This is a genomic window from Nitrospira sp. KM1 (assembly GCF_011405515.1).
In the GTDB taxonomy this organism is placed as follows: domain Bacteria; phylum Nitrospirota; class Nitrospiria; order Nitrospirales; family Nitrospiraceae; genus Nitrospira_C.
In genome coordinates this window covers 401,127-413,513 of sequence record NZ_AP022671.1, presented here as the reverse complement: position 1 = coordinate 413,513, position 12,387 = coordinate 401,127, and the positions used below count along the sequence as shown (strand labels likewise).

The 12,387-nt window shown below is 53.5% G+C and carries 9 protein-coding genes; 3 read left to right on the top strand and 6 right to left on the bottom strand.

The window, feature by feature from the left end:
• Positions 1-85: 85 nt before the first annotated feature.
• From W02_RS01890 to W02_RS01865, 6 genes are all read right to left on the bottom strand, one after another.
• Positions 86-832 carry a methyltransferase domain-containing protein gene (locus tag W02_RS01890; RefSeq protein ID WP_173044263.1) on the bottom strand — a complete coding sequence of 249 codons (747 nt, stop codon included), beginning with the start codon at positions 830-832 and terminating at the stop codon, positions 86-88.
• A 111-nt stretch (positions 833-943) separates the two neighbouring features.
• Positions 944-2,842 carry a serine hydrolase gene (locus W02_RS01885; protein ID WP_173044261.1) on the bottom strand — a complete coding sequence of 633 codons (1,899 nt, stop codon included), beginning with the start codon at positions 2,840-2,842 and terminating at the stop codon, positions 944-946.
• Between the two features lie 591 nt (positions 2,843-3,433).
• A complete protein-coding gene (locus W02_RS21935; RefSeq protein WP_370467997.1) occupies positions 3,434-3,568 on the bottom strand; it encodes a hypothetical protein in 135 nt (44 codons plus the stop codon).
• An 11-nt stretch (positions 3,569-3,579) separates the two neighbouring features.
• The gene (locus tag W02_RS01875) at positions 3,580-3,888 is read right to left on the bottom strand and encodes a hypothetical protein (protein ID WP_173044258.1); all 309 of its coding nucleotides are present in this window, start codon (positions 3,886-3,888) and stop codon (positions 3,580-3,582) included.
• Positions 3,889-4,080: 192 nt separating this feature from the next.
• Positions 4,081-5,370, bottom strand: coding sequence for an ectonucleotide pyrophosphatase/phosphodiesterase (locus W02_RS01870; protein WP_232068752.1), 1,290 nt, complete (start codon positions 5,368-5,370; stop codon positions 4,081-4,083).
• Positions 5,371-5,879: 509 nt separating this feature from the next.
• Positions 5,880-6,881, bottom strand: coding sequence for a phosphotransferase enzyme family protein (locus W02_RS01865; RefSeq protein ID WP_173044254.1), 1,002 nt, complete (start codon positions 6,879-6,881; stop codon positions 5,880-5,882).
• 357 nt (positions 6,882-7,238) lie between these two features.
• Between W02_RS01865 and W02_RS21240 the strand changes: the two genes are divergently transcribed.
• Genes W02_RS21240 through W02_RS01850 form a run of 3 tightly spaced genes read left to right on the top strand, consistent with a single transcriptional unit; the run spans position 7,239 to position 12,330 of the window.
• Positions 7,239-10,469 carry a type II secretion system protein GspG gene (locus W02_RS21240; protein WP_197742108.1) on the top strand — a complete coding sequence of 1,077 codons (3,231 nt, stop codon included), beginning with the start codon at positions 7,239-7,241 and terminating at the stop codon, positions 10,467-10,469.
• 53 nt (positions 10,470-10,522) lie between these two features.
• The gene (locus W02_RS01855) at positions 10,523-10,747 is read left to right on the top strand and encodes a hypothetical protein (protein WP_173044252.1); all 225 of its coding nucleotides are present in this window, start codon (positions 10,523-10,525) and stop codon (positions 10,745-10,747) included.
• 56 nt (positions 10,748-10,803) lie between these two features.
• Positions 10,804-12,330 carry a hypothetical protein gene (locus W02_RS01850; protein ID WP_173044250.1) on the top strand — a complete coding sequence of 509 codons (1,527 nt, stop codon included), beginning with the start codon at positions 10,804-10,806 and terminating at the stop codon, positions 12,328-12,330.
• Positions 12,331-12,387 lie beyond the last annotated feature (57 nt).

The following is a 12,387-nucleotide window of genomic DNA, read 5'->3' as shown; positions in this document are numbered from 1 at the left end:
CGTTCGGCTAGATACGATGCGATCGGTAAAAGGACTTGCTCATTCGTCGGTCTTAAAGCGTGCGAATTACCACGATACGCTTCCGCTAAATCTTTTGTCCGAGATAGATAAATGACGTCACGCTATAAAGATATTGCCCGTTGGCGTGACTCTCAGACAATTCAGACTTAAGCGCCTCATAGTCTTCCTGATCAACGTTGGCCGGGCTGACAAGCGCTGCTAGATCTTGCATGCGGTCAAAGCCATAGTGGCCGGGCTCAAATTTCGTTTCGAGAAGGCAAAATGTATCCGGACGCCCGTGGAATTTGTTGCTTCCCTCAAACAGGCCCCAAAGTTTTCTGCCCATCTGTCCGTCGCAGTCGTCCATCCATGGTTGTTTCCAGTCGGAGAATGCCCAAACAGCTTTTCGTGCGAGGTTCTTATTTTTGACGCTGTACGTCTGTGTATCCCAGTCCCAGTGCATGGCGAGAACCTTTCCACACGGTTTGAGAACCCGATGGATCTCACTGAGCAAAGCTTGTTTATTCTTAATACATTCGATGGTATCGATGGACACAACCACATCAAAGAGCTTATCCGGAAATGGCAATCGATCGTCGAATTTGTAACAGATAAACTCCACGTTCGGATGGTCTGTCTTGGCCTGAGCAATGGATCGTTCCAGCGCGTCGAGGCCGATGAGTTTGGAGTCATTCCGTACCACTTGTGCAAGGCGGCCAAGTAATTCTCCTGTGCCGCACCCGATGTCGAGAACCGCCTGTTTCTCTCCTGCTCGAAGGTCAAGCACAGCGAGTGCTTTATCGAAAACCTGTATTTTATCTGAACGGTGCAAAAGTTCTACCCAACCAAGGAATGAACGAGCATCCTAGAGACGCTAGTATGCTTCCAGTTTGCTGAAGCTGAAGCGATCCTTCGGCAGCTCATCCGTATCTCTATCTTTTGATCAGTCTTTCTGTGCCTCAACGAACTCATACTTATGCTGTCCAAAATCGAGGATCAGTTTCTTCGGCTTGTTGACTACCATGATTTCCCAGGACCCTGACCAAGGAGCCGCAGTGAGCGCGATCAACTTGTCTCCATCGTGTTCGACAGCGGACCCTATCGTGGAACTCCATCGACCAACATCGAAGACAATATCATTATTCAGCATTTTTACTTCAAGCACGCCAAGTTCACCATTGTGATAGGTCCCCACATACTCCTTGATCCATTCAATATCGGTCGGTTGTGTTTTGACCCTCTCATGTGCTTGTTTCAAGCCATCTTCTTCCCGCCGAAGTACGGAGATGATTCGCTCCTCTGACTTCTTCTCTGCGTCATACAACAACTCCATTAGTTTCTGTCTCACGATGTCGTGAAAAGCATGGGACATTCCCGCATTGGTCAACACCACCATTCCCAGCCGGTCTTTCGGCACGAACCAGAGATCTGATGAGAACCCAAACGTGCCCCCGTTGTGCCCGATCGCCTGAAGGCCCCTGTCATCCAGGATACCTAATCCCAACCCATACCAGGCGGTATCACTAATCTTCACACCCTGGGCACGCCGCTTTTGTATTTGGTCTGAGGCCACAAGCTGTTGGCCGTTTTCCCCTTTCCCCTCGTTCAGCTCCAACAAGACGTACTTGGCCAAATCTCCAGCTGTGGACCAGATCGATCCGGCAGGCGCGACACTGTAGACCATGTTGTCGATCGCTTGAGGGATGGCGGTCATGGTTCCATTGAAATCCTGTGCATGTGGAGCGGCCAGCGATGAATTCTGTTCGGGTGAAGGTTTGACAAAGCTCGTGTGCATCCCTAGTGGCATAAAGATGAGATCGTTCATGGCCTGCTGATAGCTGCGAAACAATGAGCTTGATCGTCTGTAGGCCGATGCGCCGGCATATCCCCCTACGGCAACCAGCTCATTGGAGTACTGAAAGGTTTCTCCAAATCCGGTGGTTGGTTTCCAGGAAGCCATCTGCACAATCATGTCCTCCGCTGAAACGTCCTCGGGCCCAATGACAAATAAATCTCGCCGTGGCATGCCGGTGCACGCACAGGCGGTGTGCTTCATGAGCATTTTGGATGTCAAATTCTTATCCGCCAGCGTGAAGTCCGGAAGCAAAGTTTGAACGGGTGTGTCCCACGTGATCGTTCCCAACTCCACGAGCTTGCCGAGCATTAAGGTGGTTAGCGGTTTGGTTATAGAGCCGATCATAAATGGCGTCGTGTTCTGGACCTCATCGGGACTACCCAGCTGTTTGACGCCGAACGCTCGCTCGTAGACGATTTTTCCATCAGAAATCACTGCAATGGACGCCCCTGGAATTTGAAGGTCGGTCATGAGCCTGTTAACCAGTTCGGTGAACTCATTTTGTAACGTGTCATCGAATAGTTTGGCGGTGCGTTCTCCCAACGCTTCCTTCTTCAATCCCGCTGGCTTCCAGCCGTATAACGCCGTCTGAAATTGGGCGCCGCGCCGTCCAAATGCGGCTGCAGACCCTTCGGCCAAACTGATGAACGCTTTCTCATCAACAACCCGAACCACTGCGAATACGGATTGGCTCTCTCTTACAGGCACGTCGTAGCTAATCTGATGGATTACACTCCACCCGTCACTGCCAGGAAAAGAGGCATTTTCATACACTTTCCAATCAAAATCTGGATTGACCTTCTTCCAATACCGCAACGCTAACGCTTCCACGTCTGCATCAAACGCGTCTTCAAAGAAATACAGATTGAGATCGCTTTCCGGACTGCTGAGCACACTGCGTTCGAAATCAAATGACCAACCCGCTGAGAACGTCGCAGTGCTTCCGGAGGGAAACGTATATCTGGTTTCGCTGCTAAACTGCTCCATTCGTGCCTCCACCGTAGAAGAACAACACACAAGAAAAAGAGCAAGTATGACCTTTAGCACTATGCCTCCTCCGTTAGGCTGCTGGTCCACGATACTTTCCTGAATGGCTTATAGATGGCAAAATGATGGCCGCGTCCTCAGGTTTGCCATGGCTTGACGCTGCCACCATCATGTGCGGACTGTGCACGGGTTCATGCTCGAACAGGCGCGCAATCTGCGGGGAAATCTCGTGCGTGGCCGTTTCCTGCCGGCATCGCTAAAAGTATGGCACTAACCGTAGCTGGCCATACACCTCCCGTGTGGACGATGTGCTGTAGACCGGGTGAAAGTGAATCTACGGCCATCCGATGTTGCCGTTCATTCGAACACGGCCGTCTCCGGGAACGATCGAACCGATCTCGAATGCGGGACAGGCTCTGCTCAAGACTTTTCATCGTGACGCCCAGTGTGCTACGTGAAACAACGAGTGCCATGCCGACACCGAGATTGAAGGTGCGAAGCATATCGGCATCGGAGCCTGACCCGGCTTCGCGAAGAAAATTAAAGATCGCTGCTGGACAATATCTCTGAAGGTACACGGTCGCGTCGACATTATTGTACATACCGCCCTTTTGAAAGCACGCCCGGCTGTTCGGATGTTTCCCCTCCCGAAAGAAAGCAGCCTTGCTGCTTCGCCGCGTCGGAAATTGCATTCACGATGCGCGTAACAATATCTGCCTCAAGCATTCCGCAAATAATCACATCTTGAATCGCCACTGGTTCTGCGCCACAACAGACGCAGTCATTACTAAATAGTTGATCATGTCGAAACAGACGGATTCGATCCGATCGTTCTCGAATGCGAGCAGTTGCTTGCTCCCCGGTTCCTCGGATTTGAGCACCAGTAAAGGATCTTTAAACCGTGAAAAGCCGGGATCGATGATCGCGGCAAAGGCGTTCTTCCGGCTGAGTGTTACGCCCTTTTTCTCTAAAAGCTCCGCGAATCCCGCCTTCACGCTGTTTGCTGTATCTACGTTCACTCCGGCATTCAGGTAAGTTGACGTCATCGATAAAACCTCCTCCTTGTGTCACCGTGGGGTTCTGCGCTTCGATAATTTATGATTACAAAAGCAGCTAGGATGAGGATCGTCTTAAACATCCGCGAAGCCTTTCCTCCGCTTCAAATCACCTCAACTCATTCTCCTTTTTGATCTCAGGAATCTGCTACGACGCTGCTTCCGCACAAAGCGGCAGTTTAATCATTCCATGATCAAATGCTTCAATCGATGAGGATGACCATCGATGTCCTGAGAAATCTTAAGGTTCAGTAGTTCCGCAATAAATGGGTAGATATCGACATTCTCGAATGCGGAAATTTGGCTCCCTCGTTTAATACCAGGACCTCTTGCAAGAAAAATTCCGTGCATGTCTGGGTCAGACGTATTCCATCCGTGTTCTCCCCGCAGGGTGACAGGTTGACTCCCCTTCCAGAAAATAAGATACGGCCGGTCCATGAGAACAACTACGTCGCCGATTCTGGGGTCTTTCCGATAGTGTAACGATGCTGGAGTGTCCTCTCTCAGAAACGCCTTTCCCTGTTTAAGCCTTCGATTAATCTGATCCCTAACTGTGACAGCGTCGCTCTTGCCTCGAATCAAATGGAGATTAGCAACCGTAGCCAGCGTCCCCATCCATACCCCATCCTTGAATACCCCGTCTTCAGACCCAAGGTCGTCCATCCAAACAAAGTTTTTAGGATCGGCATGCGCCATTCCGTGATCACTGACGACAATCACATAGATCTGATGGCGATGCTCAAGTGTATCTAATCCACTGAGGAGGCGGCCCAACTCACGATCCACTTTTTCCACCGCTATCTGCAGTTCGGGTGAATCGGGGCCGAACTCATGACCTGCATCATCCACGTCACCTATGTACAACGTCAGGAAATGCGGTCTTTGAGCGTCTGGCAATTGTAACCACGACAAGACCTGATCTACGCGCACCTCATTTGCTGCGGTTGAGTCAAATGAGGTTGGGACAGTTTGGGGAATCTTAATGGCTTTCGCACCACAGCCGACCCAGAAATAGCAGGCGGTCAGCATCCCGTGGCGCTCCGCAACGGCCCAGATGGGATCGCCCCGATACCATGTTGCATCGGTCTGTGTTTGATTGTCGAAGACCTCTTCACGATCTGGATCATAGAACCAATGCCCCACGATCCCATGACGCTCTGGATAGAGTCCCGTCACAATGGAATAGTGGTTGGGACGCGTCACAGAGGGAAAGACAGGAATAAGGCCCTGGGCTCGCGCTCCCTCTCTCATGAGGCGTCGAAAATTCGGGAGATCATATCGATCGAGATAATCGGCACGAAAGCCATCGAGGGAAACGAGAAGTACGAATGGCGTTCTGCGATGCTTTGGATGATTGACTTCTGCAGTAGCTGACCGGGGTTGTTTACCTGAAGTATGAGCAGCATTGTCTTCAGCTGAGAGGGATGCCGCCGAGAAGAAAACCGAGAACACCAGCAACCATGATCCTAGCATTCTCATGCAGAGAACCTCTCAGGCGAGAAAATCCTGCAATGCATCCGGCGTTTCATACCCTAGGACAAGAGGCCAGGCAAGAGGAGAGTTCGACGGCGTCTACCTATCACTCGGTGAAATAGATCGTAGGTGACGCCGAGAAGATCGGTCTAAATGGAGGAATTGGCTTCGATGGTAGTATTTTGGGTCACGGTTGGTAGCGGATTCGTAGTGTGTCATGATCTTAAACCATCGCATACAGCAGTCAATATTTGTCAGTGATTACACTATGATATAAGCACTCTATCATCATAAAGATTAACTGGTCGTATTTCTCGTTTTTCGAATCTGCGCATCTGGGGTTACAGCTTCCAAGTCCGCGGGTCATTCAGGCGTAGTCTCTCCGATATTCACGTCCGCGGATGAAACGATCTAGCGCTCACTTTTTTGCCCCGTGCAGTCGTGATTTACCTTTCCGGATAAGCATGACGGCACAGCTATTTAGTCGGCCAACGAAGAGAGTTTCTCCATCACCGGCGAGCGCCGGTCCGGCGTCGCAGATAGTCCTTCTCGCAGCCCCGCAGGAAAGTGAGATGGCGATCAATGTGAAGGTCTCTGAATATTGCCTGTCCTCGATATTGTGTTTCCCCTGCGTGGTGCCCCATCAACCAGACATGACGGATGCCGATGAACAGCGGAACAGCCCTGAGGTCTGCGGGAGGGAGTGCGCGTCTTTCCCGATATCCTTTTAGAAAAGTTCCCCAGACTTTTGTTTCTCGTGCCGCCCATCTCGCGCTCCATCGAAGTGTAGCCAGATCATAGGCACGCCATCCGATGCCGCAGAGATCGAAATCGAAAAACGTTATGGCTTTCGAGTTTGAAATATGGACGTTCCATTCATGAACATCTCCATGACAAAACCCTTGATCCCTGAGAACAAGGCCGTCTATCTCATGTCGCAATCTTTCAGAGAGCCTCCGTACATACATCCAATCTTTGCGCCGATGAGTGAATAGTGGTTCAAGGCGCTTCAGCGGGATGTCGATGAGATGGTCCCAGTCGATCATCGCACGACGATGTGGACTGTAAAAATCATCCATAGAGTGATGCAGCGTTCCCAATGCCCGGCCCAAATGTCGCGGCTCATGGTTCTTGAACGACAACTCTTGTCCGGCTGCATAAGTAAACAGCACGGCATAGCGATTTCCTTCGAGAGTCGGTAGCTCACGAATGATCCGTCCGTCCGTGGCCGGAATGGGCCGTGAGACTGATACCCCTTTGCGGACTAAGTGGAGGAGCGCGTCGATTTCATATGAAATGTCCGGAAAAGTTCGCCATCCATGGCGATAAACTCGAAGCACATAGGATGGACCATTCGCGGTCCTGACGGCATACGTATCGTTGCAGCCCTGATACAGAAATGTGCATTCAACCGGTCGCTCAATAGAATAATCAGGAAGCAATCGATCAAGGAGCGTCTGACCGGCCAGCGTCGAGGAAATGATCGGGACGTATTTGGTGATCCTGGCCAATGAGTCCGTGACTCCAGCCGCAAAGGCAGACGTCCGACGGAATATAGCACGGCTTGTTCGCTTGACACACGATGACGAACACCCGTATTACGTCAACCTGAACATTGCTTCAAATGAATGGCAATTGTATCTCAGCTTCCTATCCCGGGGGAGGATCTAGAACCGAAGTGCCCGACATCTCTACCCCTGCACCAAGAAGTTCTGAGCGCCATCGCACATCTGTCCCTTTGATGCACCAGGGCCATTTTCGGACTTGCCATTCGTTGCGCAGGCCTATTACAAACATGACGGACATGATGCCTCTGACATCTCTATACTCGACAAAAGTCGATACGGTTTTTTGAGGAGACTGGATTTATGGCCCCGCTCAGAAATGCACAGCGCACGAGTTATAAAGCAACATATTGCCAGATCAGTCCCGCACAGACCGGCGATGTGCGCAGCGCACCGCCGACTGCTCATTTAACCCGCGCAGTTGAAAAAGCCGCTTTTGTGCAGGCGCTGCGGATCGTTGCACCCGAATTGGCGGCATTACCCAGGCAATCAGCTGCAATCACATCATCACTCACGGCTGAGCATCAGGCTCAACTACCCGAGGCGTATAAGGCGATCGCTCGGTTGATTGCCGATCAGACCGGCACTTCCACACTGAATAGTGCCGCGCTGTTCGCCGCGATTGCGCCGGCCACCTTGATCGCGATCGCGCAACAACTGGCGGCTTATCGCGCGCAGATGGTGGAGTCGATCACGAAATCTGTCGCAGAAATCGTCGTCGCCTATCGCGCCGCGCTGGTTGTGCCGTCGGAGGGAAATACCGGTTCACCGACAGCACGGAAGACGGCGGATCCCAAGGGCGCGACCGTGCAAACGGGCGAATCGGCCAACGGCCTGCCGATCATCACAAGCGTCACACCGCTTGCCGCAGCCAAGGCACCGTCATCGGCACGGACCAAGACTGCCGGCGCAAAGAGCAAGCTGGAACTGCGCGGGCAAACCGTCTCGATCACGATCGACGAATCGCGTCCCCTACCCGAGGCGTTCTCGTCGTCGTTGGCGGCCGATGCAGGGGCAAGTTATCAGCCATCGAATGCGGCCGCCATCGGATGGGCGGAAAAGGCGCATCCGCGCTTGTTTTCGAGTCTTGCACAACAACTGCAGCCGTATCTCGGTGTCACGCTCGATGAGCGTGCCGCGGCCGGCAATGTTCCTGCGCTGCTTGGCACGTTACAGAGCGTGTTTGCGACGGTACTCAACCCCACTTCGGTGGGCGGGGCGATCAACGGCTTCCAGTCGCGCATGATGGTGGAACCGGTCGGCAATCTTCATCTGGAGCGCGTCGAGATGTGCCCCGCCGGCGTCGAGCGCGGCGAGTTGGCGAATTCGGTGCCGCTGGCGCCCGGCGAGACGGTCAATATCAGTCATAAAGAATGGTCGATCACGGAGCGCGAATTTGAAGACATCGTGCAAGATTTCTTCGAGGGCTACAGCGAACAGGGGGTGGCCGAGAAGAATGACATCGCGATGTCGACCGACTCGCAGTCGCAACATGCGACCGCGCTCAATGTCGGCGCCTCGCTGTCGGCCAGTTATGGCGCGGTCACGCTGAGCACCAACTTCGGCTATTCGGCGACATCGAACGATACCCGGTCGAAGAAGGACAGCCGGAATCACAGCATGGAGATTACGAAGAAGGCTTCGGCCCGTACGAAAAAAGATCACAAAGTGACGTTTAAAGTAAGCTCGGTGGTCGGCAGCGAAGACCAGTCGGTGCGCGTGATTTCGAACCCAAGCGCAACCGACACGATGCGCATCGATTATTTTCAGTTGGCGCGCAAGTGGAAGGTCGATCTCTTGCGCTACGGGCTGAGAATGACCTACGACATCGTCATTCCGAACCCCGGAGCCGGCATCGTCAGACTGGTTGAAGACGTCAAAAAGCTCGATGCATTGATCGGCACACCGTTTAGCTTCACGCTGCCGCTGACGGCGATCTATTACAACTCGCTGGCGACCGACCCGCATTTGATTTCGAACTACGACACGCTCGCCGCCCAATACAATGCCGCGGTGACCGCGCCGCCCGAAGCGCGCAAATGGGTCAACGTGCACAAAGAGACACAACCGGTCAACGACTACGACAACGTGCACTTTGATTCGATCGACTTCGACATCGACGAGAACTACTACATCTATACGGTGCAGTTCGAATTGAACTACCAAAGAAATGAGGGTGATACACGCTCGTTTTTATTGATGCTCGGCAGCGAAACTTTGAGCGCGGGTTTAAACAGGCTGATCGGCATGTCCGGACATCTGTCGATCGACTTCATGTATCAGTATGTCTACAACTATGCGATCAACATCACGTTCATTTGCCGGCCGAAGGTGCAGGTGCTGCTCGACTGGCGGCTCCAAGTTTGGGGGCAGATTCGTCAGGCTGCGGAAGAGCAGTACAACAAAAATCTTCAAAACTACCGTGACGAGCAGGCGAAGCTGACACAGCAGATCGCCGACTTCGACGCATTGACTTTGCGCCGCATGGAGCGCGAGGAAATCATGAAAGGGGTATTGCGGTGGCTGCTGGGACCGCAATTTTATCTGGTGCCGTTCAACCTGTCAGGGCTGTTCGGCAGCGATGCCAGCCATCCGGGTGTCGGCGATGTGCTGGATCCCAACCGTCTGACCGAAGCCGAGTGGATAAGCGTGCTGGAGCGCGGCGAATTCATCAAGTATTTGCATAACGCGATCGAGTGGGAGAACGTCCTGTACTTCACCTATCCCTACTTCTGGGATGACAACAAACTGTGGGACTTCAAGAAGTTTCTGTATCATCCCGATCCGACACACCGCATGTTTCTCCGCTCCGGCGCGGCACGCGTCGTGTTGACGATTCGATCCGGTTTTGAGTCAAGTTTTACTAGCTTAATAGAATCCGGTTCATTCGGTTCCCTGCCGGGGCCGCACCCCTATGTGACGATCGCGCAGGAGATTCAGAATTTCGCCAACACCAACTACCCCGGGTTTCCACCGGCGAACCCCGAGCAGAACGCGCGCCCTCTGCTCTTTCTTGAACAACGCCGCGTCTGGCGCGAGATGCAATATATGATTCAGTTGCTGAACGCCTGCAAGGCGGCGACGGGAAGTTTTCCAGCCGGACTCACCGGGAACACGATTCCAGTGGCTGCGCTGACGGCTTTCTTGGACGGTCCGGTTGTCATCAATGGCACCACGTACAATGGCATCAACGACTACAACACGCAGGCCAACAATCAACAACTCGCCTTGGATCCGGCGACACCGCAAGAGGCCTTGCTGTCGACTTATACGAGCGTACCGGCCACCGATGTGACCTGGGGGCATGACTACTACTACAAATGCCCAGGCGACAGCGGGGACTACGACCTGATTTGCTTTGGCGCTGACGGGGTGCCGGGGGGCGCGGACAAAAACGCCGACATCTCGGCAAATGCCGAGGCCTCGCTGATCTCCACCTGGTTTGAGTACACACCAACCGGTGCGATGGACATCGGCGTTACGGTCAATCCGCCGAACATCGTGCCGCCCCAGCCGAGCGCGGAGATCGCATGAAGGAGGCAGACGCACGCTTCATTGATATACGGTGACCTCGGCCGGGGCGCTCGATGATCCTCACGCACGAACAACTGAAGGCGATTCTCTCGGCCGGTGGCGGCTTGGTTGTCGAAGCTCCATCGATGACGGTCGTGCAATTGCGCGCGCTATGCACGGCGGCCGCAGCCGGCGGCGGATCGCTGACCATCAAGGATTGCTCGGCGTTAAGCGCAGCCTTGCTCGTGGAATTGGCGGCGCTTGCACCCGGCCGGGTAGCCTTCGATCTGACCGGATGAGCCGATAGATTCTCACCCGCGCAACGCCGTTTTGCACCGTCGCACACAAGGCCGCTATGCCCGATTTCTTGGTTCAGTCCGATACGCGTCTGACGCGGTTCCTGCTCCGAAACCGCGTCATGCAATGGCGCATTCCGATTTTAATCCAATATGGCGGGGTCAAAGTTCTTCAGGCTGGAACCAAGCGAGAATTGCCGCTCGATGGTCTAAAGACCCGTGTCAGTGCCGGCGACACGGTTCGTGTCGTGACGCCGCCGCCGAAACCCTGTGCCGACGCCATGCAGAAGGAAGCCAATACAAACTGTCGTGACTACGCGATTGTTCCCGGAGCCACGCCGGCGGCGGATAAGAAAAAGCGTGGCTATAAACCGACGTTCGATGATCTGATGGCAGACTATGTCAGCGCCCGACCGAAGACTGTCGTGATTCAAAATGCGTCGATGATGACCCTCGACGGATTTTTGAGCGGCATCGCAACCAGCGATGAGTTCATCTATCCGATCCGCTATTTGATGGTGGTCGGCCATGCGTCCAGCAGCGGAGCGTTCCGTATTACGATTTCGGCCGGAACGAGCGTCGATGCGTCGGTGAGCTATGAAGCACTCGAAGAAGCTGTGGCCAAAAAGTATCTGGTCGTCGATATGGACTTGATGCAGCCGCGTCCGGCTGGCGCCGGCCCCGCGGAACTCAGGCTGCTCGGGTGTTCGGTCGGTGCGCAGGTGCCATACATGCAGAAATTGAAAGAGGCCCTCGGGGGAAAGATTACGTTGATCGCGCCGAAGTTTCTCGCTATGCCTGACAAAATTGCCTCACCACCTGGCCCGATTGCTTATCTCGGATATGACTTTACATTGCACTGTCCGATGCCTGCCAAAGACCGGAAGACCCTGCTGGGGCTATTCGATGCCAAAAGCAAGGCTGCGGAAAAAAAGAAAGATCCACGCTTTACTTTGCGCAGCGGCAAGCACGTTCCAACCACCTCGTGGGCGGCATGGGTGCCGCGCGATATGCGCAAGCATCGCTATTCGGTGCTCGGCAAGAAACTGCCGAAAGATCCGCCTACGTTGCCCTCGCCGGTCATGTTGCCCGTGATCAAGACCAAAGCCTCTGCACGACGGAGGTTCCTCATTAACGAGAAGTTTCCATATTATAGGGATCCGTTCACCCAGGGACCAAAGAAACAGTCGATGCCGTTGCCCAAAAACACCGGCAAGCCCGCAGATTGGAAAGCGGCCGTGCGCAAGTGGCTGGAAGGCACATACAAGCATCCGTACCTACCGGGCAAAACAATCAAGCTGTTCGATCCGAGCCATCCGTTTCCCGCGTATGTCCGGGCCGGTTACGAAACGATGGACGAGTTCATGGACGGCTGGGATTGGCAGTTTGACTACGACGACAAAACAAAGACGTTAAACTATTCGCCGATTCGATATGAATATCGCATTTGGCAACCGATCACGACTGAGCCGGGAAACGAGTTGATCATGAATTACTATCCCAAGACGATTCCAAAGCGGTTCAGCAAGCTGCTCCCGCTCACAATGCTATTCGTGACTGATAAGACTTTTTTTGGCGTCTACTAGTGACGTCTCTCATCTCCAGTGCTCTCCGGTGTAAGTCCGTGGTGTTCAAGTACAAGA